22 protein-coding genes and 1 tRNA gene are annotated in these 24,383 nt (G+C 70.4%); 14 read left to right on the top strand and 9 right to left on the bottom strand.

Going from position 1 to position 24,383, the window contains the following annotated elements; all coding sequences use genetic code 11:
- Window positions 1–316 precede the first annotated feature (316 nt).
- The 6 genes from ACGF8B_RS23355 to ACGF8B_RS23330 are packed head-to-tail and all read left to right on the top strand — an operon-like array spanning window position 317 to window position 5,600.
- On the top strand, window positions 317–1,303 hold the full coding sequence (locus ACGF8B_RS23355; RefSeq protein ID WP_392742030.1) for an MFS transporter: 987 nt from the start codon (window positions 317–319) through the stop codon (window positions 1,301–1,303).
- Window positions 1,300–3,639 carry a molybdopterin oxidoreductase family protein gene (locus ACGF8B_RS23350; protein WP_392741649.1) on the top strand — a complete coding sequence of 780 codons (2,340 nt, stop codon included), beginning with the start codon at window positions 1,300–1,302 and terminating at the stop codon, window positions 3,637–3,639. Before ACGF8B_RS23355 ends, ACGF8B_RS23350 begins: the two co-directional genes overlap by 4 nt.
- 7 nt (window positions 3,640–3,646) lie before the next feature.
- Entirely contained in the window at window positions 3,647–4,249 is a 603-nt protein-coding gene (locus ACGF8B_RS23345; RefSeq protein WP_259928467.1) for a 4Fe-4S dicluster domain-containing protein, read from the top strand.
- Window positions 4,246–4,995, top strand: coding sequence for a ubiquinol-cytochrome c reductase iron-sulfur subunit (locus ACGF8B_RS23340; protein ID WP_392741645.1), 750 nt, complete (start codon window positions 4,246–4,248; stop codon window positions 4,993–4,995). Before ACGF8B_RS23345 ends, ACGF8B_RS23340 begins: the two co-directional genes overlap by 4 nt.
- Entirely contained in the window at window positions 4,992–5,369 is a 378-nt protein-coding gene (locus ACGF8B_RS23335; protein WP_342282203.1) for a hypothetical protein, read from the top strand. Before ACGF8B_RS23340 ends, ACGF8B_RS23335 begins: the two co-directional genes overlap by 4 nt.
- Window positions 5,370–5,390: 21 nt before the next feature.
- Window positions 5,391–5,600 (top strand): hypothetical protein, encoded by a 210-nt coding sequence (locus tag ACGF8B_RS23330; protein WP_392741642.1) that lies wholly within the window; start codon window positions 5,391–5,393, stop codon window positions 5,598–5,600.
- 58 nt (window positions 5,601–5,658) lie between these two features.
- On the opposite strand, the gene ACGF8B_RS23325 is transcribed toward ACGF8B_RS23330, so the two are convergent.
- The 6 genes from ACGF8B_RS23325 to ACGF8B_RS23300 all read right to left on the bottom strand — a co-directional run bounded on the left by ACGF8B_RS23325 (window position 5,659) and on the right by ACGF8B_RS23300 (window position 12,092).
- Window positions 5,659–6,165: an MscL family protein gene (locus ACGF8B_RS23325; RefSeq protein WP_392741640.1), complete on the bottom strand. Its 507-nt coding sequence runs from the start codon at window positions 6,163–6,165 to the stop codon at window positions 5,659–5,661.
- 123 nt (window positions 6,166–6,288) lie between these two features.
- Entirely contained in the window at window positions 6,289–6,894 is a 606-nt protein-coding gene (locus tag ACGF8B_RS23320) for an RcpC/CpaB family pilus assembly protein (RefSeq protein WP_392741637.1), read from the bottom strand.
- Between the two features lie 235 nt (window positions 6,895–7,129).
- Window positions 7,130–7,963 carry an S-methyl-5'-thioadenosine phosphorylase gene (locus ACGF8B_RS23315; RefSeq protein WP_392741634.1) on the bottom strand — a complete coding sequence of 278 codons (834 nt, stop codon included), beginning with the start codon at window positions 7,961–7,963 and terminating at the stop codon, window positions 7,130–7,132.
- Window positions 7,964–8,274: 311 nt separating this feature from the next.
- Window positions 8,275–8,637, bottom strand: a complete 363-nt coding sequence (locus ACGF8B_RS23310; protein ID WP_392741632.1) for an FmdB family zinc ribbon protein — start codon at window positions 8,635–8,637, stop codon at window positions 8,275–8,277.
- 66 nt (window positions 8,638–8,703) lie between these two features.
- The gene (locus ACGF8B_RS23305) at window positions 8,704–9,987 is read right to left on the bottom strand and encodes an MFS transporter (protein WP_392741629.1); all 1,284 of its coding nucleotides are present in this window, start codon (window positions 9,985–9,987) and stop codon (window positions 8,704–8,706) included.
- 524 nt (window positions 9,988–10,511) lie between these two features.
- Entirely contained in the window at window positions 10,512–12,092 is a 1,581-nt protein-coding gene (locus ACGF8B_RS23300) for a potassium/proton antiporter (RefSeq protein WP_392741626.1), read from the bottom strand.
- 351 nt (window positions 12,093–12,443) lie between these two features.
- Here ACGF8B_RS23300 and ACGF8B_RS23295 point away from each other — a divergent pair, with 351 nt between their 5' ends.
- Window positions 12,444–15,203 carry a penicillin acylase family protein gene (locus ACGF8B_RS23295; RefSeq protein ID WP_392741623.1) on the top strand — a complete coding sequence of 920 codons (2,760 nt, stop codon included), beginning with the start codon at window positions 12,444–12,446 and terminating at the stop codon, window positions 15,201–15,203.
- Between the two features lie 63 nt (window positions 15,204–15,266).
- Here the strand turns inward: ACGF8B_RS23295 and ACGF8B_RS23290 are convergent, their stop codons facing one another.
- Window positions 15,267–15,848: a 5-formyltetrahydrofolate cyclo-ligase gene (locus ACGF8B_RS23290; RefSeq protein ID WP_392741620.1), complete on the bottom strand. Its 582-nt coding sequence runs from the start codon at window positions 15,846–15,848 to the stop codon at window positions 15,267–15,269.
- A 105-nt stretch (window positions 15,849–15,953) separates the two neighbouring features.
- On the opposite strand from ACGF8B_RS23290, the gene galU reads away from it, so the two are divergent.
- The 7 genes from galU (at window position 15,954) to ACGF8B_RS23255 (ending at window position 21,474) form a co-directional block, all read left to right on the top strand.
- Window positions 15,954–16,856, top strand: coding sequence for a UTP--glucose-1-phosphate uridylyltransferase GalU (gene galU / locus ACGF8B_RS23285; RefSeq protein WP_317867664.1), 903 nt, complete (start codon window positions 15,954–15,956; stop codon window positions 16,854–16,856).
- Between the two features lie 4 nt (window positions 16,857–16,860).
- Window positions 16,861–18,171: a gephyrin-like molybdotransferase Glp gene (gene glp / locus ACGF8B_RS23280; RefSeq protein ID WP_392741616.1), complete on the top strand. Its 1,311-nt coding sequence runs from the start codon at window positions 16,861–16,863 to the stop codon at window positions 18,169–18,171.
- Between the two features lie 159 nt (window positions 18,172–18,330).
- Window positions 18,331–18,849: a cyclic pyranopterin monophosphate synthase MoaC gene (moaC, locus tag ACGF8B_RS23275; protein WP_392741613.1), complete on the top strand. Its 519-nt coding sequence runs from the start codon at window positions 18,331–18,333 to the stop codon at window positions 18,847–18,849.
- Window positions 18,846–19,397 (top strand): molybdenum cofactor biosynthesis protein B, encoded by a 552-nt coding sequence (locus ACGF8B_RS23270; protein ID WP_392741610.1) that lies wholly within the window; start codon window positions 18,846–18,848, stop codon window positions 19,395–19,397. The genes moaC and ACGF8B_RS23270 overlap by 4 nt, the downstream gene beginning before the upstream one ends.
- Window positions 19,398–19,414: 17 nt before the next feature.
- Window positions 19,415–20,026 carry a GNAT family protein gene (locus ACGF8B_RS23265; protein ID WP_342282191.1) on the top strand — a complete coding sequence of 204 codons (612 nt, stop codon included), beginning with the start codon at window positions 19,415–19,417 and terminating at the stop codon, window positions 20,024–20,026.
- Window positions 20,027–20,184: 158 nt separating this feature from the next.
- Complete coding sequence (gene glpR, locus ACGF8B_RS23260; protein ID WP_392741607.1) at window positions 20,185–21,303, top strand: gephyrin-like molybdotransferase receptor GlpR; 1,119 nt, start codon at window positions 20,185–20,187, stop codon at window positions 21,301–21,303.
- A gap of 97 nt (window positions 21,304–21,400) precedes the next feature.
- A tRNA-Ala gene (locus ACGF8B_RS23255) sits at window positions 21,401–21,474 on the top strand.
- A gap of 354 nt (window positions 21,475–21,828) precedes the next feature.
- On the opposite strand, the gene ACGF8B_RS23250 is transcribed toward ACGF8B_RS23255, so the two are convergent.
- Both ACGF8B_RS23250 and ACGF8B_RS23245 read right to left on the bottom strand, forming a co-directional pair.
- Window positions 21,829–22,926 carry a hypothetical protein gene (locus ACGF8B_RS23250; RefSeq protein ID WP_392741604.1) on the bottom strand — a complete coding sequence of 366 codons (1,098 nt, stop codon included), beginning with the start codon at window positions 22,924–22,926 and terminating at the stop codon, window positions 21,829–21,831.
- The gene (locus ACGF8B_RS23245) at window positions 22,923–24,185 is read right to left on the bottom strand and encodes a hypothetical protein (RefSeq protein ID WP_392741601.1); all 1,263 of its coding nucleotides are present in this window, start codon (window positions 24,183–24,185) and stop codon (window positions 22,923–22,925) included. Before ACGF8B_RS23245 ends, ACGF8B_RS23250 begins: the two co-directional genes overlap by 4 nt.
- Between the last annotated feature and the right edge of the window lie 198 nt (window positions 24,186–24,383).

Here is a 24,383-nt window from a genome sequence, read left to right as displayed (position 1 = left end):
CAGGACCAACCGTCAGATACCGCCCTACGGTGACGGGGTGACCGAGCCGCCAGAACCCTCCGACGTAGCCGCGCAGCCCATCCCCGGTGCACACACCGGCTCCGCCGAGGCGCCCGGCCCGGCAGGTCCGGCCGGTCACGGCCCCACGGGCCCCGCGGGCTCTGCGGGCTCTGCCGGTCCCACTGGTCCTGTAGATCCCGCAGGTCCCGCCGGTCCTGCCGGTCCTGCCGGTCCTGCCGGTCCTGCCGGTCCTGCCGGTCCCACCGGCCCCGCCGGGGCCCGTTCCGTCACCGGCCGGGCGACCGCGGCCGGTGTCATCGTCTCCGTCCTCCTGATCCTCGCGATCGTGCTCGGCAGCCGGCTGCTGGAGAACTTCGACTCCGCCCTTCTCCCGTACGCGGTCGCCACCGTCTTCCTCGCCTTCGGCGTCGCCTACCGCTACACGGTCTGGGTCTCCGCCCCCGGCGCCCGACGGTTGTTCAACCAGGGGTGGCGGAGCTTCTTCTCGGCGGCCAACTTCCGTAAGGCGCCCACCGCGCTGCCCCGGATGATCGCCACGTACCTGGGCTTCCAGAAATTCCTCGGTGCCCGCTCGCACGCCCGCTGGGCCGCCCACCAGCTGATCTTCTGGGGCTGCATCCTCGCCGCACTGATCACCTTCCCACTGACCTGGGGCTGGTTCACCTTCACCTCCGGCACCGGCTCGGGGCCCGGCTACGAGATGCGTATCTGGGGCTTCAAGATCATCGGATTCGACTCCCTGGACATCCTGGGCTGGCTGATGTTCCACGGCCTGGACATCGCCGCCGTGCTCGTCATCCCCGGCGCCTCGTACTTCCTGTGGCGCCGGATGAAGGACCGCGGCGCCATCACCGGCCAGCGTTTCGCCTACGACCTGGTCCCGCTGATCGCACTCATCGTCATCTCCGTGACCGGTCTGCTGCTCACCTTCTCGTCGATCTTCCTGCACGGCGGCGGATACGAGTTCCTGGCGGTCCTCCACATGGTGTCGGTGGTGTTCACCCTCATCTACATCCCGTTCGGGAAGTTCTTCCACATCGTCCAGCGCCCGGCCGCGGTCGGCATGCAGCTGTTCAAATACACCGCCCGGCAGGACCAGGAGGTCTTCTCCTGCCGCCGCTGCGAGGAGCCCATCGACACCGGGCCCTATGTCGAGAACCTCCGCGGCACCATGCGCGACCTCAACCTCGACTTCGACGAGTGGGCCGAATACTGCCCGCGCTGCAAGCGGGTGCTGCGTGGCAGCGCCTATCTCTCCCAGGTGAAGAAGGGCTACAAGTGACCGCGGATCCGCGTGCGGCCGACCCCGGCAGGGCCGGTTCCCGTACGGCCGTTCCTCTCGACCCCTCCCTCGCTCCGCCCGGCACCCGCGCCTTCCGTGACGCGGGCGGGATCCCCGCCGACCGATGGCGCGCCGACCAGGACGGCGAGACACTCGTCCCCACCCACTGCTGCTTCTGCGGAGTGCAGTGCGGGATGTATCTGCGCGTCGACCGTGGCGGCAAGGTCTTCGGCGTCGAACCCCGCAACCACGACATCAACCGGATGCGGCTGTGCCCCAAGGGGATCAACGCGTATCAGCAGGTCAACCACCCCGACCGGCTCACCGCCCCGCTGATGCGCCGCTCCCGCGACGAGGACTTCCGCGAGGTCTCCTGGGACGAGGCGCTGGACTTCACCGTCGCCGAGATCAGGCGCATCCAGCAGAGCCACGGGAACGACGCCTTCGGGCTGCTCGGCGGAGCCAGTCTCTTCTCGGAGAAGACCTATCTGGTCGGCAAATTCGCCCGGGTCGCCCTCAAGTCCCGGCACGTCGACTACAACGGCCGGCTCTGCATGGTCAGCGCCGCGGGCGCCAACAAACTCGCCTTCGGTATCGACCGGGCCGGCAACCCCTTCTCCGACATCCTGCTCACCGACTGCCTGCTGATCGCGGGCTCCAACGTCGGCGAGTGCTTCCCCGTGATGACCCAGTACGTGTGGGGAGCCCGGGACCGCGGCGCGAGCCTGATCGTCGTCGACCCGAGGGAGACCGCGATCGCCCGCACGGCCGACATCCACGTCGCACTCAAGCCGGGCACCGATTCGGCCTTCTTCAACTCCGTGCTGCACGTGGTGATCGAGGAGGGCCTGACCGACGAGGCATACCTCGCCGCCCACACCACCGGCTGGGAGGAGGTGAAGGCCAAGGTGGCCGAGTATCCGCCGTACCGGGCCGCCGAGATCTGCGGTATCCCCGTCGAGCAGATCACCCAGGTCGCCCGGGCCTTCGCCCGCGCCCCCAAGGCCATGGCCTGGCACGCCCGAGGCATCGAGCACCACTCGCAGGGCGTCGAGAACTGCCTCAGCGTGATCAACCTCTGCACCGCCACCGGCCACATCGGCAGACCCGGGGCCGGCTACGGCACCATCACCGGCCAGGGCAACGGGCAGGGCGGCCGTGAGCACGGGCAGAAATCCGACCTCCTGCCCGGCGGCCGCTCGATCATGAACGAGGAGCACCGCAGGCAGATCTGCGAGATCTGGGGCATCGAGGAGTCCGAACTTCCGCCCGCCGGCACCTCGATGATGGAAATGGTCTGGCAGATGCAGCGCCGCGAGATCCGCGGCCTGATCGGCATCTGCAACAACCCCTTCGTCTCCCTCCCCAACTACAGGGTGGTCAAGGAGGGGTACGACGCCACGGAATTCCACGCTCAATTCGACTTCTTCCTTTCCGAGACCGCTGCCAACGCACATGTCGTCTTTCCCGTCACCACCTGGGCCGAGGACGAAGGAGTGATGGCCAACGCCGAGGCCCGGGTGGTCAAGCACAACAAGGCCCAGGACCCGCCGCCCGGTGTACGGACCGACACCTGGGTGATGTGCGAACTCGCCAGACGCCTCGGCGCGGGCGACAAATTCGCCTTCGCCGACTCCCGCGCCGTCTTCGACGAACTGCGGACGGCCTCCGCCGGCACCGTCAACGACTACTACGGCATCACCTACGAACGGCTGGAGGAGACCGGCGGCATCGCCTGGCCCTGCCCCACCACCGACCACCCCGGCACCCCTCGGCTCTTCGAGGACGGCAGGACCTACCACCCCGACGGCAAGATCCATCTGCAGGTCGTCGAATGGCACCCGCCGATGGACCCCTACGACGACGAGCACCCCATGTCGCTCACCACCGGGCGCACCGTCGCCCACTTCCTCTCCGGCAACCAGACCCGCCGTCTGGGCGCCCTCGTGGAACAGACCCCACGCCCCTGGGCCGAGCTCCATCCCTCCCACGGCTTCCGCGACGGCGAACCGGTCCGCGTCGTCACCCGGCGCGGCAGCACGGTCCTCCCCGCACTGGTCACCGAGGCGATCCGCCCCGACACCGTCTTCATCCCGTACCACTGGCCCGTCCCCACCGCGGCCAACGCCCTCACCATCGACGCCCTCGACCCCCGCTCCAAGATTCCCGAGTACAAGGTGTGCGCCTGCCGCATCGAGCACGCCGAGAAGATCGACGACGTCCCCGCACCGCCTGTCGCACCCGGCCAGGTCAGCTACCCGGAGACCCAGGTCTCCCGGACCGACCCGCTGCCGCCCACGGCCCCCCAGGGGCGTGGCACCTCGGAGAGGAGCTGACCGTCCCATGATGGGCAGAACGATCTTCATCGACCCGGGGCGCTGCATCGGCTGCCAGGCCTGCGTCTCCGCCTGCCGGGAATGCGACTCGCACCGCGGCAAGTCGATGATCCACCTCGACTACACCGACGAGGGCCGGTCCGTGGCCTCCCTCCCCACTGTCTGCATGCACTGCGAGGACCCGGTCGCCCCGTGCGCCGAGGTCTGTCCCGCCGACGCGATCCTGGTGACCGCCGACGGTGTGGTGCAGCAGGCCGACACCACCCGCTGCATCGGCTGCGCCAACTGCGTCAACGCCTGCCCCTTCGGCGTCCCGAAGATCGACCTCCAGGCGAAGCTGCAGATGAAATGCAACCTCTGCTACGACCGCACCGCCTACGGCCTCGCCCCCATGTGCGCGACCGTCTGCCCGACCGGGGCGCTGTTCTACGGGACCGTCGAGGAACTCCAGGCGGAGCGCCCCGGCGTCCAGGTCGCCGACACCTTCAGCTTCGGCCGGAGCGAGGTGCGCACCGGCGTGGCCATGGTCGTTCCCGCCGACCGGATGCAGTGGCCGGTGCCCGGCGGCCTTCCCGTCGTCGAGATCAACGGGAAGGACGTCCGCCGATGAGCGTCACCGAACAGCCGCCCTCCGGCGATCCGCGCGAAGCCCTGCACGACCGGATCGCCGCCGACTCCCTCACCACCCGGCGCGACTACCTCCGGATCGTGACGACCGTCTCCGGCGGGCTCGCCGTCGGCGGGCTAGGTGTGGCGGCCGGAATCCTGCCGCGCCACGGCGACCCCGACAACGACAGGACACCCTCACCGAGGAGGATCGCCGCCCAGCTCCTGCCCGGTGAGTCCGTCGCCTTCCACTACCCGGACGAGGAGGACAAGGCGGTCGCCGTCCGGCTGGACGACGGCACCCTCGTCGGCTATTCCGCGATCTGTACCCATCTCGCCTGTGCCGTGCTCTGGCGCAAGGACCGGGGTTCCGAGGGCGAGCTGTACTGCCCCTGTCACGAGGGCGTCTTCGACGCCCGTACCGGAGAGGTCACCGCCGGGCCGCCACCGCGTGCGCTGCCCAAGGTGGTGCTCATCGAGCAGGACGACGGCAGTATCTGGGCCATCGGCACGACGCGCTCGGGCGAGAGCGTCGAGCAGGGGCTGTGCCGCCGGTTCCGCGCCGACCGCCCGGACCTCGCCTCCCGCATCGGCTGCCCCGCCGTCGAAGGCGGCGGCGCGGAGGGACCTGCGGCCGCTGAGCCGGGGACCGCCCGGACCGGGGCCCGGACCGAGGGCGATACGGGGGCCCGGGCCGAGGCCGACACCAGGGTCCGGGCCGAGGCCGAGACTTCTGGCAGGCGGACATGAGCGACGCCCCTCAGCCCTGGAACCCGGAGCCCCCGGAGTACCACCCGGGAAGTGCCCGTCCCGAACTCAACCGGCCGGTCCACGAGCGCTATCCGCAGATCCGCGCCACAAGCGGCTACGGCGACCCCCGGGTCCGCCACACCGGCCCCGGGCCGGGTGCCGGTACCGACCAGGAGCCCGAGCGGTCCTCGAAACTGACGGCCCGGCTGGCCCTCGCCATGACGGTGGTCATCGGCCAGCTCTGGGGACTGACCGTCATCATCGACGCATGGATGGAGGGCAACACCGGCACGGCCTGGTGGGGCGCAGGCTTCCTGTGCCTGTCGTTCCTCGTCGTCCTCGGGCTGTGGCTGATCGACCCGAAGGACCGCTGACCGCCGCCGTACCCTTGACGTATGAGCACCGCCCCCGCCCCCGGCCCGCGCGATTCGAAGCCCTCCCGGCCGGACCGGCCGAAACCGAGACCGGCTCTGATCTTCGACGATCCGCTGGACCAGCAGTCCGCGGACGATACGGACCAGGGGTGGGGCGAGCGGGCCCCGGCCGGTGGCAGCGGCGCCGATCTGGCGCGCTTCCTCGACGAGAAGCCGCCCCACCACATCTGATTCCCCGCCCCGTGGTGGTCCGGCGGCGTTGCCGCCGGTTCTTCCGCTACGCGTCGCGCTACTCGTCCTGGCCCCGGCCCGGGGTCTTGCCGGTCTCGCCCGCCGGGCCGCCGCGCTGCGAGACGAGGGTGTCGCGGATCTCCTTCAGCACCTCCAGCTCGCTCACCTCCAGCGTCTCCTGCACCCCGTCCTTCGCGGCCTGCATCGCTGCCCGCTTGGCCAGGTACTTGGCCATGGGCAGGACCATGAGGAAGTACACGACGGCTGCCGTGATCAGGAAGCTGAGGGTGGCACTGAGCACCGAACCCCACAGGATCCGGATGCCCTCGGTCGCCTCGCCCGTCTTCGGGTCCGTGACGCAGGGGCCCTTGAGGCAGGAGCTGTAGGCCTCCAGGTCCTTGGTGCCGAACGCACCGACCAGTGGGTTGATGACTCCCTTGACGATCGAGTTCACGATCTGGGTGAACGCGGCACCGATGACGACGGCGACCGCCAGATCGATCACATTGCCGCGCGTCAGGAAGGCTTTGAACCCTTCCAGCAGACTGACCTTCTTCTCGCTCACAGGTGAGCCTTCCTTCGCGTGTGCTGTAGGCGGAGCAAACTCCTCCGCAACTTACGGCAGTACGCGTTGAAACCACCCAATTCTCGTGTTTGTTCAGGTGACTTGATCGATCGCCAGTGCGAATCAACACAAGATCACCGCCAGTTGGGACGAGATGCCCGCGCCGGCCAGTGCGGTGGCCGTTTCCCGGGGAACGGCCAGCACGATCAGCGCACCGTTCTGCGCGGAGTCGTCGGCGCCCCGGAAGCCGTCGGAATCCTCGAAGCCTGCGGCACCGTTCGCCGCGGTGTGCGGCACCTCGGTCACCCGCGCGCCCTTCGCCAGCACCCGGGCCCCGGCGCCGGTCCCGCCTCGGACCTCCCCGGCAGCGATCACGTCGACATGGTCGCCCGGCCGCAATAAGCGCACCGTCCCCGCATCCGCGATCCGGACCGGAGCGGACACCAGCCGGGCCGCTCGCCGGACCCGCTCCGGCGCCGCCCCCGCCGCGCCACCGGCTCCCGCCCCGTACGCGGCATCGCCGCCCGTGTCCGTACCGCCACCGCCCAGTCCGGTGGCGGCGAGTGCGGCGGCCGTCAGGGCCAGCCCGGCCGCGAGGGCACGACGCTGCCGCCACAACGCTCGCCGCAGCCGGTGCCCACCGCCTCCGTGCACCCGCAGCGGTTCGAACGCGGGCACCCCGCAGGGCGGTGGCGTCGGCGACGGGGGCGGCAGCGGCGGGAATGACATGGGGGACGAGGAAGGCGCGGAAGGCGCGGACGATGCGGACGATGCGGACGATGCAAGCATGGTCGATACCACCTGCTGTGAGGAGTGCGTGGGGAGTTCCGGACGAACACCCCTCACGATCCACCGTCCGCGAGATTCCCGCTGAAGTCTGTGGACAGCACCGGAGTTGTGGAAAACTCCGTCACCCGCTCCCCGGCTCACGCCGCACAGCGCCCCGTCCCGCGGCCCCGCCCCGCTAGGGCAGCTCGATCCCCGGCTTCAGCCCGTCCAGCGCGTGCGAACACGGACAGTCCCGGTCCGCTTCCGCCGGCAGTGCGGCCACCACGTCGAAGAGGACCGAGCGCAGCCGGTCCACGTTGGCCGCGAACACCTTCAACACGTCCCCGTGCGAGACGCCGTCGCCCGCCTCCGCGCCCGCGTCCAGGTCCGTCACCAGGGTCATCGTCGTGTAGCACAGGCCCAGCTCACGGGCTAGGACGGCCTCCGGGTGCCCGGTCATCCCGACCACCGACCAGCCCATCGCCGCATGCCAGCGCGACTCCGCCCGGGTGGAGAAGCGCGGCCCCTCGACGACCACCAGCGTCCCGCCGTCCACCGGATCCCAGTTCTCCGCGCGGGCCGCGGCCAGGGCCGCCCTGCGCCCTTCGGGGCAGTAAGGATCGGCGAAGCCCAGGTGCAGGACGTTCGGCTCCGCCCCGTCGGCCCGGATCTCCCCGTCGTAGTACGTCTGAGTCCGGGCCTTGGTCCGGTCCACCAGCTGGTCGGGGACGAGCAGGGTGCCAGGTCCGTACTCCGGGCGCAGACCGCCCACCGCGCACGGGCCGAGCACCTGACGTACGCCGACGGAGCGCAGCGCCCACATGTTGGCCCGGTAGTTGATGCGGTGCGGTGGCAGGTGGTGGCCGCGTCCGTGGCGGGGGAGGAAGGCGACCCGGCGGCCGCCCACCTCGCCGAGGAAGAGGGAGTCGCTCGGCGGTCCGTACGGGGTGTCCACGCGCACCTCCGTGACGTCCTCCAGGAAGGAGTACAAGCCCGAGCCGCCGATGACACCGATCTCTGCGTTCACCATGCGATCACAGTAACGGCGTGCGAAACACACCGGGATCCCCGCCCTGGGACCGGACCGCGCTGCTGAGGCCGGATCCCCGCCCTGGGACCGGACCGCGCTGCTGAGGCCGGATCCCCGCCCTGAGGCCGGATCCGGGTTGCTGAGACCGGGATCCGCCGCCCTGGCACGTGATCCCCGTCCTGGTACCGGCACGCGCCCGCATCTCCCATGCCCGGAAGCACCCGAGGTGCCCGAGGTACCCGAGGCGGTGGAAACGCCCGGAGCCCCGCCGAACGGATCGGCGGGGCTCACGGGTGGAAGTGCGGTTCGGCTCAGGCGGCCGATGTGCCGCTCGTCGAAGAAGCGGACGACGAGGACGACGTCGAGGAAGAAGAGGAGGCGGAGGACTTCGAGTCGGATCCCGTCGATGCCGACGACGTCGAAGACGACGAGGAATCGGACGAACCGGAACCGGAAGCCTTCGCCGATGACGAGGCCGGCGTGCTGCTCGACGAGGAGCCACGGCTGTCGTTCCGGTAGAAACCGGAACCCTTGAAGACGATGCCGACCGCCGAGAACACCTTCTTCAGGCGTCCATCGCAGCTCGGGCACACGGTGAGGGCGTCATCGGTGAACTTCTGCACCGCCTCAAGGCCCTCGCCACATTCGGTGCACTGGTACTGATAGGTCGGCACTTGCTCCTCCTGGCACTCTGACTCAATGAGTGCTAACGACGCTCCATACTGACGTATTCCGCAGCATCAGTCCACCGTGACCGGCTTCCGGTGACCGATCCCACGTGCCACGGTCCGTCCCGGGGCGGCCGGTACGAGCCTGGAACGCAGCGAAATCAGGGTGATCAGGGCCAGTACGGTCGCCACGAGCGGCACCAGGAAACCGGTGGCGGCACCGTGGGCGTCCGCGAGCTGCCCGGCGACCGTCACGGCCGCCGCCTGGCCGAGCGCGACCGAGCCGGTCAGCCAGGTGAACGCCTCGGTCCGGGCGGACCCCGGCACCAGCGCCTCGACCAGCGTGTAGCCGCTGATCAGGGCCGGGGCGATGGAGAGCCCGACCAGAAGTCCGAGCCCGGCCAGCAGCGGCACCGAGTGCACCGCCCACAGTCCGGACGCGGTCACGGTCAGGGCCGCGTACCCGACGATCAGCCGCCGTCGCGGCCCGCTCTTCCAGGCGATGGCACCGCAGGCGATCCCGGCCAGCATGTTGCCGGCCGCGAAGACGCCGTACAACAGGCCGTTGGCTCCCGGGCGGCCGATCTCCTCGGCGAAGGCGGTCAGCGAGACCTGCATGCCGCCGAAGACCGCACCGATCCCGAGGAAGGTCACCGCGAGCACCCGCACGCCCGGCACGGACAGGGCCGAGGCATGCCGCTGGGAGGTGCCGGAATCGGCGTTGCGCACCGCGGGCTGGGTGCGGTGCTGTGCGGCGAAGAGCAGCCCGCCGATCAGGGTCAGCGCGGCCTCCGTGATCAGACCGGCCGCCGGGTGCACGCCGGTGCACAGCGCGGTGGCGAGCACCGGGCCGATGACGAAGGTGAACTCGTCCGTCACCGATTCGAAGGCGGCCGCGGTGGACATCAGCGGCGAGGCCTCGCGGCCCGGGGCCGCACCGAGCACCGCCGCCCAGCGGGCCCGCACCATCGGTCCGACCTGCGGAACGGACGCACCCGTCGGCACGGCGGCGACGAACATCGCCCACAGGGGCGCGTCCGCCAGCGCCAGCGCCGTCAGCACCGAGACGGACGCCGCGTGCACCAGGACCCCGGGCAGCAGGACGGCACGCTGGCCGAAGCGGTCGGCGAACTTGCCGGTCTGCGGCGCGAACAGAGCCATGGAGACACCGGTCACGGCGGCGACGGCGCCCGCGCTGCCGTACGAGCCGGTGGTGTGCTGGACCAGGAGCACGATGCCGATGGTCAGCATCGCGAAGGGCTGCCGTGCGGCGAAGCCCGGAAGAAGAAATGTCCACGCACCCGGGGTGCGCAGCAACTGCCCGTATCCGGGGCGGTCGGTGACCGTGGACGCCACGGTCCATGCCTTTCTGCCGCCTGGTGGCCGAGCTCCCGCCGGACGGCCGGCACGGATGGGTGCGGGCTCGTTCGTGCGGGTGCTGCCGAGAGCTGTCCTCTTCGCGCGGAACTGCGGTAGATGCCGGGCGCTCAGCAGAGGCGGAGGACGCCACGACCGCCATACGGTCGCGCCAGCTCTGCGTCAGGCAGAGTTGGTCGTTCGGGTTGGTCGATCGGGTCGACCGGCCCCACGACGGGGGTCGATCGATCCCTTCATGATACAGGCAGGGAGCCTTGCGCACCTGTGAATGTGCGCAAGGCCTCCATCGAGGCCTCGGATCGCAAGTAAGTACCTCGGCTCTCGCACCGTCACGAGAAGCGCTCGTGCGGTCACGAGAAGTGCTCGCACGGTCACGAGAAGCGCTCGTGCGGTCACGGGAGGCACTCGTGCGGTCACGAGAAGTACTCGTGCGGTCACGAGAGGCGCTCGTACGGTGGCGGATGACACCCGAACAGTCATGGAAGCACCCGCGGTACGTGCTCTCAGCGGTGGGTCTTCGGGCCGCCTCCGCTCGTCTTCCCCAGCCGTTTCACGGCCTTCAGGGCATGTGACATGTCGTGCGTCGCATCGTGTGCCGCATGCGGCCCCGTCCGACCCGCGTCCCCGGAACCGCCGCTGCCTCCGCCGCCTCCGCTGCCGGCCCCCAGCCAGCCCGCGAGCTTGCCGCCCTGGCCGACCGCGTGCAGCCGTTCCTCCGCCGCGTCGCGCACCGGATCGGTGGTGACCACCAGCAGTTCGTCGCCGCGCCGCAGCACGGTGGAGGGCGCGGGGACGAAGCTCTTGCCGTCGCGTACGACGAGGGTGACGGCGGCCCCGGCGGGCAGCCGAAGCTCCCCCACCTCCACGCCGTGCATCTTCGACCGGCCCGGGATCGCGACCGACAGCAGATGGCCGCGCAGCCGCTCCAGGGGCGCCGACTCGATGCCCAGGTCGGCGGTCTCGCCCGGATCGTCGGCGATCTTCAGGGCCTTGGCCAGCCAGGGCAGGGTCGGTCCCTGGATGAGGGTGTAGACGATGACCAGCACGAAGACGATGTTGAAGACCCGGGTGGAGCCCTCGACCCCGGCGACCATCGGGATGGTCGCCAGGATGATGGGCACCGCGCCGCGCAGCCCCGCCCAGGACATGAGCGCCTTCTCCTGCCAGGGCAGCCGGAACGGCGCCAGCGAGATGAAGACCTCCAGCGGGCGCGCCACCACGGTCAGCACCAGCCCCACGATGACCGCGGGCCAGAAGTCGTCGAGCAGGTCGTGCGGTGTGACCAGGAGGCCGAGCAGTACGAACATGCCGATCTGCGCGATCCAGCCGAGTCCGTCCGCGAAGCCGCGGGTGGCGGGCCAGTGCGGCAGCTTGGCGTTGCCGAGGATCATCGCGGCCAGGTACACGGCGAGGAAGCCACTGCCGTGGGCCAGGGCGCCCGCCGCGTACGCGGACACCGCGATGGCCATCACCGCGATCGGGTAGAGACCGGACGCGGGCAGCGCCACATGACGCAGCCCGTACGAGCCGAGCCAGCCGACGGCGATGCCCACGGCGGCGCCGATCGCGAGCTCCAGGGCTATCTCGCCGACCAGTACGTACCAGCTGTCCACCGGCCCCCTGGTGGAGAAGGCGACCACCAGGATCACCACGGGGGCGTCGTTGAAGCCGGACTCGGCCTCCAGCACACCGGTCACCCGGGCCGGCAACGGCACCTTGCGCAGCACGGAGAAGACCGCGGCGGCGTCCGTCGACGAGACGACCGCGCCGATGATCAGCGACTGCCGCCAGTCCAGGCCGACCAGGTAGTGCGCCCCGGCCGCCGTGACACCCACGCTGATCGCGACGCCGACCAGCGAGAGCATCACCGCGGCCGGCAGTGCCGGTTTGATCTCTTTCCACTTCGTGCCGAGGCCGCCCTCGGCGAGGATCACGACCAGCGCGGCATAGCCGATGACCTGGGTCAGTTCCGCGTTGTTGAACTTGACGTCGAAGAAGCCGTCCTGCCCTATGGCGATCCCGATGCCCAGGTACAGGAGCAGGCTGGGGAGCCCGCTGCGCGAGGAGACACGCACCGCCGCCACCGCGACGAGCAGTACGAGTGAGCAGACGAGCAGGAGTTCGTTGAGCGTGTGGACAGACAGTGGCCGTTCCTTCCCTGCGTACGCCTGCCGAGTCGAACGTGTCGATCTGATCGGACGGTTCGATCCGATCGGGCGGCCCGATCCGATCGAGCGGATCGACCCTCGGCATCGGCCGTTGGCGGCCGGTACTTCGTTACCTTACCTAATCTTTAACGTTTTCTTGATGCCTTCGAGCATTCGTACGATCGCTACGCAATTCGAATCATCCCGATACCGCGTCAGAGCCGTCCCGGCGCTGCGCCTATGGTTGCTCCTGCACTCCCAGGACCACCTGCCCCTCGAAGGACAGCGATGCCCGCCAACACAACCGCCTCTTCCGGTTCCACCGGCGCCACCGGTTCCGCCGGTGCGAAGACCGGCAGGAAGAAGGGGCGACGTGCCCGCCTGATCGTGATCGTGCTGGTGCTGGCGCTCGTCGCGGGTATCGGATACGGGGCGTTCTGGTCCGTATCCACCGTGCGGGCCTCGTACCCGCAGACGACGGGGTCGACGAAGCTCGACGGCCTCGACGGGAACGTGGACGTCAAGCGCGACAGTTACGGAATCCCGCAGCTGTACGCCGACACGGACGCCGACCTCTTCCGCGCCCAGGGCTTCGTCCAGGCGCAGGACCGCTTCTGGGAGATGGACGTCCGTCGCCACATGACGGCCGGCCGGCTCTCCGAGATGTTCGGCTCGGGACAGGTCGAGACGGATTCCTTCCTGCGCACGCTGGGCTGGCGCAAGGTCGCACAGGAGGAGTACGACAACGTCCTGTCCGAGGAGACCAAGAAGAACCTCCAGGCGTACGCGGACGGTGTGAACGCCTACCTCAAGGGGCGTGACGGCAAGGACATCTCCGTCGAGTACGCGGCCCTCGGCTTCACCAACGACTACAAGCCGACCGAGTGGACCCCGGTCGACTCGGTCGCCTGGCTCAAGGCCATGGCCTGGGACCTGCGCGGCAACATGCAGGACGAGATCGACCGTTCGCTGATGGCCAGCAGGCTCGACGCGAAGCAGATCGAGGACCTCTACCCGCCGTACCCGTACGAGAAGCACCGCCCGATCGTCGACCAGGGCGCGGTCTCCCCGGTCACCGGGAAGTTCGACCCGGACGCGACCCCGTCCGACAACATCGGCTCGGACACCGCGCAGGGCGCCACCGAGGGCCTGAACACCCAGCTCTCCTCGCTCTCCGACACCCTCGACCAGATCCCGGCGCTGCTCGGCCCGAACGGCAACGGCATCGGGTCCAACTCCTGGGTGGTCTCCGGCGACTACACGACGACCGGCAAGCCGCTGCTCGCCAACGACCCGCACCTGGCGCCGCAGCTGCCCTCGCTCTGGTACCAGATGGGCCTGCACTGCCGCGAGATCAGTGCGAAGTGCCAGTACGACACCGCGGGCTACACCTTCTCCGGCATGCCCGGCGTGATAATCGGCCACAACCAGGACATCGCCTGGGGCTTCACCAACCTCGGCGCCGACGTCACCGACCTCTTCCTGGAGAAGGTCTCCGGCGACGGCTACCTGTACGACGGCAAGGTCAAGCCCTTCACCGTCCGTGACGAGGTCATCAAGGTGGCGGGCGGCAAGGACCGGACGATCACCATCCGCGAGACCAACAACGGCCCGCTGGTCTCCGACCGCAGCAGCGAGATGGAGAAGGTCGGCCAGAAGGCCCCCGTCACCAACGCGGCCCCGGACCGGGCCGACGGCTACGCGGTCGCCCTGAAGTGGACCGCGCTGGAACCGGGCAAGTCCATGGACGCCGTCTTCGAGCTGAACCGGGCCAAGGACTTCAAGACCTTCCGGGCGGCGGCCGAGCACTTCGAGGTTCCCTCGCAGAACCTGATCTACGCCGACACCGAAGGACACATCGGCTACCAGGCACCCGGGAAGATCCCGGTCCGCCTCAAGGGCGACGGCACGATGCCCAGCCCCGGCTGGTCCTCGAAGTACGGCTGGGAGAAGGATCCGATCCCCTTCGACGAGCTGCCCTACGAGTACGACCCGAAGCGCGGCTACATCGTCACCGCCAACCAGGCCGTCATCGACGAGAAGAAGTACCCGCACCTGCTGACCAAGGACTGGGGCTACGGCAGCCGCAGCCAGCGGATCGACGACCTCATCCAGTCGAAGATCAAGGGCGGCGGGAAGATCTCGACCGAAGACATGCAGAAGATGCAGATGGACAACACCAGCGAGATCGCCGCGCTGCTGGTGCCCGAGCTGATGAAGATCAACATCTCGGACAAGAGCGTCCGCGAGGCGCAGAAGCTCCTGGAGGGCTGGGACTACACCCAGGAGTCCGACTCGGCCGCGGCCGCGTACTTCAACGCGGTCTGGCGCAACATCCTCAAGCTGGCCTTCGGCAACAAGCTGCCCAAGGAGCTGCGGGTCGAGGGCGAGTGCCTCAACGTGCCCAGGGCCGGCGGTTCGGGTCCGGTGGACGAGCAGCACAGGCTGGTGCGCGAGTGCGGCCAGCGTGCCGCGGACTCCGCCCAGCCCGACGGCGGTGACCGCTGGTACCAGGTGGTCGCCGAGCTGATGGACGACCGGAACAGCGACTGGTGGAAGGCGCCGAAGAGCGGCCGGGACGAGGCGACGGACAACCGCGACCAGCTCTTCGCCCGTGCCATGGAGGACGCCCGCTGGGAGCTGACCGCCAAGCTCGGCAAGGACATCAGCACCTGGAGCTGGGGCCGGCTGCACCAGCTGACCCTGAAGAACCAGACCCTCGGCACCGAGGGCCCCGGCCTGCTCCAGCGGGCGCTCAACCGTGGCCCGTGGAACCTGGGCGGCGGCGAGGCCGCGGTGAACGCCACCGGCTGGAACGCGGCGGGCGGCTACGAGGTCGTGTGGGTTCCCTCGATGCGGATGGTGGTCAACGTGGGGGACTGGGACAAGTCCCGCTGGATCAACCTCACCGGCGCCTCCGGGCACGCGTTCAGCGCGCACTACACCGACCAGACCGACAAGTGGGTCAACGGTGAACTGCTCGACTGGTCCTTCGGCACCAACGCCGTCGGCAAGTCGACCACCGACACCCTGACCCTCAAGCCGTAGGGCGAGAGCCCCGGGGCCTCTCGTTCGGATCACGCCGGGCTCGCGTGATCCGGGCGAAGGACCCTAGCGGTTCGTCCGGCGGCTCGCCGCCGGTGTCACCACCACATCGACGGGGTGGTCGTGCGGTTCCTCCGGGACCCGCGCGACCACCTCGTCGTCGTACAGCAGGACGATCAGCGCCGGATGCGCGCCCGCCGCGGTGAGCCGCGCCAGCACCCGGTCGTAGCTGCCGCCGCCACGGCCGAGCCGCATGCCCCGGGCGTCCACCGCGAGTCCCGGCAGGAGGACCGCGTCGGCCTCCAGCACGGCTTCGCGGCCCAGTGGCTCCGCGTCCGGCTCCAGCAGCCCGCGGCCGGCCCGGACGAGACGGCCGGGCCCTTCGTACGGCGCCCAGTCCAGATCGTTGTCCGCGAGGAGCACCGGCAGCAGCACCCGCACCCCGCGGGCGCGCAGCGCGTCCAGCAGAGTGCGGGTGCCGGGCTCGGTGCCCACCGAGACGTACGCGGCGACGGTACGGGCCCCGGACAACTCCGGAAGAGACAATGCGTTCCGGGACAGAACCGTATCGGCGTTCTCCACGTCTTCCCCGGTCAGAAGGCGTCGCGCGGCCAGCAGTTCACGTCGGAGCAGCGCTTTTCGGGACATCTCTGTGCTCAATGGGCACCCCAGATCTCTCACATGTGCGTATAGGCGTACAAAGTTAACCGGAGCCTCATCTTCCTCACATACGCACCGGTTATGGTTCTGCGCATGACTCAGTCGCACCCCAGGATCAGCAAGGCTGTCATTCCGGCCGCGGGGCTCGGTACCCGCTTCCTGCCGGCCACCAAAGCCACTCCCAAGGAGATGCTGCCTGTGGTCGACAAGCCCGCGATCCAGTACGTCGTCGAAGAAGCGGTGACCGCCGGACTCTCCGACGTACTGATGATCACCGGCCGCAACAAGCGCCCGCTGGAAGACCACTTCGACCGCAATTACGAGCTGGAGTCCGCGCTCACCCGCAAGGGAGACGCCGAACGGCTCAAGAAGGTCCAGGAGTCGAGCGACCTGGCCACCATGCACTACGTCCGCCAGGGAGACCCGCGCGGCCTCGGCCACGCCGTGCTGTGCGCCGCGCCGCACGTGGGGGACCAGCCGTTCGCGGTGCTCCTCGGCGACGACCTGATCGACCCGCGCGACCCGCTGCTGGCCCGCATGGTCGAGATCCAGGAGCGCGAGGGCGGCAGCGTCATCGCGCTGATGGAGGTCGCGCCGGAGCAGATCCACCAGTACGGCTGCGCGGCCGTCGAGCCCACCGCCGAGGGCGACGTGGTGCGCATCACCGGCCTCGTCGAGAAGCCCGAAGCGGCCGAGGCGCCCAGCAACCTCGCCATCATCGGCCGTTACGTCCTGGACCCCGCCGTCTTCGGGATACTGCGCAGGACCGAGCCCGGCCGCGGCGGCGAGATCCAGCTCACCGACGCACTCCAGCTCCTCGCTGAGGACGAGAAGGCGGGCGGCCCGGTGCACGGCGTCGTCTTCAAGGGCCGCCGCTATGACACCGGTGACCGTAGCGATTACCTCCGTGCCATTGTCAGACTCGCGTGCGAACGTGAAGACCTGGGCCCGGACTTCAAGACCTGGCTCCGCAGTTACGTCACTGAGGAGATGTAGCACCTTGAGCAGCACGATCTGGTCGGTGGACGAGCACCTGGACGACATTCTCGGCGCGGTGCGACCGCTCGAACCCATCGAGCTGCAACTGCACGACGCCCAGGGCTGCGTCCTGGTCGAGGACGTCATGGTGGAGATCGCCCTGCCGCCCTTCGACAACAGCTCGATGGACGGGTACGCGGTCCGGGTCGCCGATGTCGAGGGCGCCGACGAGGAGTTCCCCGCGGTGCTCACCGTCATCGGTGACGTCGCGGCCGGCAGCGACGGACTGGCCGGCGACCGGAGCCTCGGCCCCGGCGAGGCCGCCCGGATCATGACCGGCGCCCCGCTGCCGGCCGGAGCCGAGGCCGTGGTCCCGGTCGAGTGGACCGACGGCGGTACGGGCGGCGGCCCCGCCGACACCATGCGCTCCCTGCGGGAGGACCCGGAAGGGGCGGGCGGCGAGGTCCGGGTGCACCGCCCGGTCGAGGCCCGCGCCCATGTCAGGGCCCGCGGCAGCGACGTGAAGCCGGGTGATCTGGCGCTGAGCGCCGGATCGGTGATCGGCCCGCCGCAGATCGGCCTGCTCGCCGCGATCGGCCGCTCGACGGTGAAGGTGCGGCCCCGGCCGCGCGTCGTCGTCATCTCCACCGGCAGCGAGCTGGTCCAGCCCGGCGAGGAGCTGACCGGCGGCCGGATCTACGACTCGAACAGCTTCGCGCTCACGGCCGCGGCCAAGGACGCCGGAGCGATCGCCTACCGGGTCGGCGCCGTCACCGACGACGCCGACACGCTCCGCGCCACCATCGAGGACCAGCTGATCCGGGCCGACATCGTGGTCACCACCGGAGGCGTCAGCGTCGGCGCGTACGACGTCGTCAAGGAGGCGCTGTCCTCGGTGGGCGACGAGGACGAGCCGGGCAGCGGCATCGACTTCCGCAAGCTCGCCATGCAGCCCGGCAAGCCGCAGGGCTTCGGCTCGATCGGCCCCGACCACACCCCGCTGCTGGCGCTGCCGGGCAACCCCGTCTCGTCGTACATCTCCTTCGAGCTGTTCGTACGGCCCGCGATCCGCGCCCTGATGGGCCTCAAGGAAGTGAACCGCCCCACCGTCCGGGCCGTGCTCGAAGCCGACAAGGCGCTTTCCTCGCCGTCCGGCAGGCGCCAGTTCCTGCGCGGTACGTACGACGCGGAGGCCGGCACGGTCACCCCCGTCGGCGGTTCCGGATCGCATCTGATCGCGGCCCTGGCCCAGTCGGACGCGCTCATCGTGCTGCCCGAGGACGTCACCTCCGCCGAGCCCGGCACGGACACCGAGGTGATCCTGCTCCGCTGATCCCGGGGCGGTGGCGGTACGGTGTCTGGCGCTGTGCCTTCCCGGGGACACCCCCGGGCCCCCGGCCCGCACCCCGGTGCGGGCCCAGTGCCTGTCCGGCCCTGATCCGGCGGACAGGCACTGGCGGGCAACCGGCGCCCTACCGCGAGGCGGAGTTAGTTGAGTACGCAGAACAGGCTGACGCACATCGACGAGGCGGGCGCGGCCCGCATGGTCGACGTCTCGGAGAAGGACGTCACCGCGCGGGTGGCCCGCGCGAGCGGCCGGGTCCTCGTCTCGCCGCGCGTCGTCGAGCTGCTGCGCGGCGAGGGCGTCCCCAAGGGCGACGCCCTCGCGACCGCCAGGATCGCCGGGATCATGGGCGCCAAGCGCACCCCCGACCTGATCCCGCTCTGCCACCCGCTGGCCGTCTCCGGCGTCACGGTCGACCTGGGTGTCGCCGACGACGCGGTGGAGATCACGGCCACCGTGAAGACCACGGACCGCACGGGCGTCGAGATGGAGGCCCTGACCGCCGTCTCGGTCGCCGCGCTCACCGTGATCGACATGATCAAGGCGGTCGACAAGTCGGCGGTCATCTCGGACGTACGGGTCGAGTCGAAGTCCGGCGGCAAGTCCGGCGACTACCGGCGCACCGAGGAGCTGCGGCGCGTCGAGGCGGACGGAGCGGACGCGTGACCGCGCCCGGGGCGGACCGGCCGGCCGAGCCCCCGCTCGGCGGGGCGCTGACCACCCCCTACGCCGCCCTCGTCGTCACCGCCTCCAACCGCGCCTCGGCCGGCGTCTACGCCGACAAGGGCGGCCCCCTGATCTCCGAGGCGCTCACACAGCTCGGCTTCGCCGTCGACGGGCCGCAGGTCGTGCCCGACGGCGACCCGGTCGAACAGGCCCTGCGGGCGGGAGTGGCCGCGGGGTACGACGTCATCGTCACGACCGGCGGCACGGGCATCTCGCCCACCGACCGCACCCCCGAGGCCACCCGCCGCGTCCTGGACCACGAGATCCCCGGCATCCCCGAGGCGATCCGTGCCGAGGGCCGCGAGAAGGTCCCCGCCGCGGCGCTCTCCAGGGGCCTGGCGGGCATCGCGGGCGGCACCCTCATCGTGAACCTGCCGGGCTCCACCGGCGGGGTGCGCGACGGACTCGCCGTCCTCACCCGTCTTCTGGTGCACGCCGTCGACCAGCTGCGCGGCGGCGATCACCCCCGACCGGGGAGCCCGAGCTGAACGTCTCGACCTGGCCGGTGGTCCTCAGCGACGGCGCGATCGTGCTCCGCCCGATCAAGCTGCGCGACCAGCGCATGTGGCGCGAGGTCAACCGGCGCAACCGCGACTGGCTGCGCCCCTGGGAGGCGACGGTGCCGCCGCCCGCCCCGGGCGGCCCGGTGGCCCAGCGCCCCACGTACCGTCAGATGATCCGCCACCTGCGCGCCGAGGCCAACGCGGGCCGGATGCTGCCGTTCGCCATCGAGTACGAGGGCCGGCTGGTCGGTCAGCTGACGGTCGCCGGGATCACCTGGGGCTCGATGTGCTCGGGCCATGTCGGCTACTGGGTCGACCAGGACGTGGCCGGCCGGGGCGTGATGCCGACCGCCGTCGCCCTCGCCGTGGACCACTGCTTCCGCACGGTCGGACTGCACCGGATCGAGGTGTGCATTCGGCCGGAGAACGGGCCCAGCAGAAGAGTCGTGGAGAAACTGGGATTCCGCGAGGAGGGCCTGCGCCCGCGCTATCTCCACATCGACGGCGCCTGGCGCGATCACCTCATCTACGCGCTCACCGCGGAGGAAGTGCCCGACGGGATGCTGCGGCGCTGGCACCGGTCGCGACCTGGAACGCCGCGGGAAATAAAATAAGTGTTCGATATTGATCGGCGGTTGGCCGATGAAGGACGCACAAACAGCCACGGTTGATCCGAACAATCGCAAAAAAAGTCCGTGATATCAGCCGGATCGTGCGACACACCGGGCCAATTGGCGGATGCCCCCGTGCAAACCCCTCTACGGTGTGAGACGTGAGCAGCAGCGGCCTCATCTACGCAGTCATCGTCGGGGCCTGGGCCGCCTACCTGGTGCCGATGTGGCTCCGCAGGCAGGACGAGCTCAACGAAGCCCGTCCGACGGAACGCTTCAGCACCGCCATCCGGCTGCTGTCCGGACGGGCGGCGATGGAGCGCCGGTACGCCAAGGAGCTGCGGGAGCGCACCGCCGAGGAGGCGGAGCCCGACGCCGACCCGGACGTCGCCACGGACCGAATGGTCTCCGTGGACGTCCGGGCCTTCGCCGCGCCCGACGCACAGACCGAAGCCCGGGTGCACGATCCGGAGCGCGCCGTCGAGGAGCGCCCCGAACCGGCACCGGCCCCCGCCCGGCGGGCCCGTCCGCGCCCCGGCGCGACGGACGCCGAGCGCGCCCGGCGCGCCAAGCGCCTCCAGGTCCTCGCGCGCCGGCGGCGCACCACCGTGGTCCTCTTCCTGGCCTTCACCCTCGGCGCGGTCGTCGCGGCCGTCGGCGGCCTGCACTTCCTCTGGGCGCCCGCGGTTCCGGCGGTGCTGCTGAGCACGTACATCGTGCATCTGCGGGCCCAGGAGCGGCGCCGGTTCGCCTTCACCATGGACCGTCGCCGGGCCGAGGTGGCGGCGCAGCACCTGCGCGAGAACCGCCCCCGCAGGCACCAGCCGGACACGGCGGCCCCCGCCGAGCCCGACGAGGAGCCCGAAGCGCGCCGCCCCGAACCGGAGCCCACGCCCGCGGTCTCCCCGCAGGAGGCCGGCCGCCGCGCCCTGGTCGAGCAGACGGACCACGCGGAATGGGTGGACCAGCAGCGCGAACGCGGCCGGACCCAGGGCGACAGCTGGGAGCCGGTCCCGGTCCCGCTGCCGACCTACGTCACGGCCCCGGTCGCCCCACGCGCGACCGGCGGCGTCGAGGTCGGCAACCCGGAGACCTGGAGCGCGGCCCGCTCCAGCGCCGCCGAGCCCACCCAGACGGGCACCTCGCACCCCGCGGCGCCTCCGGTCGACCCGGCGCCGCGCCAGCGCACCAACCATTCCCGCCGTACCCGCGACCGGGGCCGGACCCCGCTCTTCGACCAGTACGAGGAGGGGGACCGCCCCCGGGCGGCCAATGAGTGAGCCGGGTCCGGGCCCGTTGCGCCGCCGCCACGGCTGACCAGCGCGGACCGGATTTCCGAGCACCCCGTCGAGGGTGCTAGAGTTTCACTCGTTGCAAGGGCCTGTGGCGCAGTCTGGTAGCGCACCTCGTTCGCATCGAGGGGGTCTGGGGTTCAAATCCCCACAGGTCCACCGCACACACGAGATCCCGTCCGATCGAAAGATCGGGCGGGATCTTCGTCGTTCCGGGGGTCGTTCAATGTCTGTCCGGGGTGATGGGCGGCGGCGTACCGGGTCACGCGGGCTGCCCGGCAGGTGGCCGGCGGCTGCCGAGGGAGGCGGACCGGTCCGATCGCCCGGGGCCGGTGATCGTGATGGGTGGCCGTGATGCTGCTCGATCAGGGGTCGGCCGGCGGGTTGCCGCCCCATCCGGGCCACCTGGCCGGGTGCTCGGCGGTGCATCGGGTCGCCGGTGTCCATGCCGGCACCCTTGAAGCGACGGGCCGGCCACCGGGCTCGGGGCCCGGTGGGCGGTTGCTCGTCATGTCACGGCGTGACTGGGGCGGAACACCCGTGGCCCTTCGCCGAGCGCTCGGCGAACGCCCGCAGTGCCGCACGTTCGTAAGCGAGGTCCGCGTCGCTCACGGGGTACTTGAGATGCTCGCCCGCGTCGGCCGACGGCCGCAGGGTGAACAGCGCCGGGCCGTCCGGGCACTTGGCCGACGTCCAGCTCATCCGGCCACCGCGGTCGCGCTGATGCGCGGGTGTGTCGGCGTCCGGTGTGCCCGCGAAGGAATTCTCCGAGGCGAGGAACAACTGCTGCTGCGCGTAGGGGCCGAAGTCCGCTTCGAGTGCGTAGCGGGTCCTGTGGCCGGCGTCGGCGAGCAGGCACGTCTCGTGGGGGGCGCCCCCGCGGGCCGTCTCGGTGGCGATCGCCATGCCGTGTGCGGCGGGAATGCCGGAGCAGGTTCCCTCCGCCGTGCCGAGCGGCTCGTAATCATCCTCGGTCACCGGCAGGTCGAGGCTGCTGACGGGCTTCCCGAGTTCGGCTCCGCAGTGCCGGGCCTTCGAGGCCCTGGACGCGGTGGAGGTGGCGATCCTGGTGAACTGCGGCCTTTCGGCCGGGTCGTCCAGTGACGCGCCGCCATCTGTCGTGACGGATATGTACAAGCCCTTGGCACTGCTTGTCCCGGTGCACTTCAGGACCAGACTCGTGGTCGTGTCCTCGTACTCGGCGGCGCTGAAGAGATCCGCTGCCGCATCGTCCTTCGGCCTGGCTCCGAAGAGCCCTGTCCACCCGTGGCCGACCGGCACGGCGAACGCCCACGGAGCGCCCGTGAAGAGGGAGTCCGGGCGCTTCCCGGTCTGGGGGATGTCGAGGATGCGGATCTCGACGGCGCCGCCGTCGGACACGTCCACCTCACACCTCACCAGACCCTCGCCGCGTCTTTCGTTCTCGATCTCGACGGCTCCCGTTCCGAGGGCGCCGCGCACCACGTTCCGGTCGAGCAGGCCGTCGCAGGCTCCGTCGAGCGCCGATTCGTCGCTCCAGCGCTGGAAGTCGCCGTGCACCTGGAGGTACCCGGCGACGGCGACGGCCGCTGCGACCAGGGCCACGACCGACCGCAGGACGATCCGTCTCACCGCCATCCCTCCACCTCTCCCAGAACCTTGGATTCATGACACCCCTGCTGCCGGGGCCAGCCGTCGGGGTCGGCGAGATAGCTGTCCATCAGTTTGCGGGCGTCCTTGGAGTACTTGGTCCGCTCCGCCTCGGTGAGCGTGTCCGCGCCGAGGTCGTTGGTCTCCATGCGGACGGTGACCCGGTGGTACGTGCTGCCCGCGGCGCATTCCGACCCTGCCCACAGGGCGAGTTCGCGCATGCCCGAGTCCGGGATGTCCCTGGTCCGTCTCCCGTGGCGGAAGCCGAAGCTGTCACCGGAGCTTTCGTACTGGGCGTCGGCCGACTCCCTGAGCGGCCCGGACCAGCTTGCCGCGGAGACCTCGACGACCGCACCGTCGCGTGGTGTCGGATCGGTGTCCAACGGGTCCTCGCGGTTCAGGACGGTGGCCGTGCAGACGCTCACCAGCCGTGAGCCCTGCAGATCACCACCGGCGGTCCACTTGCCGGGGAAACCCGCTCGCCTGCCGACCCCACGGCACTTCTTGACCCCCAGACCCGGCTCGTCGATCCCCACGACCTCGATGTTGCCGCCGTCCGCGTCCTTGGTGACATGGGCCTCGTAGGTGTCGAGGACCCGGGTGGGCGGCCTCAGTGGGGAGCCGCCGCACTTCTGCGCGGCGGTGATCCCGTTGGCGACGTGGACCGCGGTACGGAAGTCGTGGAGATACCCGGCCTGCTTCCCCTTGCCGGGAACGGGCAGATCGACATCGGCCGTGACGTACATTCCCGACGCCTCGCGGGCCCGCCCCGTCAGCCCGCCGGGGCACTCGGCGACGACCCATGTCCGCCCGCGATCGTCCACCCGGCCGGTGAGTCCGGGCGCCTCGTACCCGTCGTTGCCGGCACCGGGCAGGATGTCCTCGGCCCGCAACGTCATCGGCATCTCGGAGACGAGCGCGACGGCCTGCACCCGCACCGATCCGTGCCCCGGCCAGGCGACGGAGCAGTTCACCAGGGAGTGGCTGTCCTCACCGGGATCGAGCACGGTGCCGTACTGACTCACCTCGCCCGCGACGTCATCCGGTACGAGGCCCCGAAGCTCCTCGTAGGGCAGCAGCCCGGCACAGGCATGCTTCAACTGCGCCCGGTTCGCCGCCGTACGACCATGCTCGGCCGGCCGGTCGTCACCCCCCGAGAAGAACACCACCCCGGTGACGAGCAGCACGAGCGGCAGCCCCATGAACAACGGCTTGCGCAGCCTCGACGGCACTCGGTCCACGGAGCCCCTCCCCCTGCCACTGGCGGACTCGGGTCGTCGCCGGTGGATCGAACAATGGAACCTATCAGAGCCCGCAGCCCCAACGGCCGGGTGTTTGCAGGGCCTTGGAGGACGGCCGTGCGCGGTCCTCCTCGGCTGCGGTGCAAGGTCCTCGACCGTGCAGAAGGAGACTTCATCGCTCGCCGGCAGGAGCCGGGA

The organism is Streptomyces sp. NPDC047917, assembly GCF_043204345.1.
Lineage (GTDB): Bacteria > Actinomycetota > Actinomycetes > Streptomycetales > Streptomycetaceae > Streptomyces > Streptomyces sanglieri.
The sequence above is the reverse complement of the archived record's forward strand: the minus strand, read 5'-3'. Positions and strand labels throughout refer to the sequence as shown.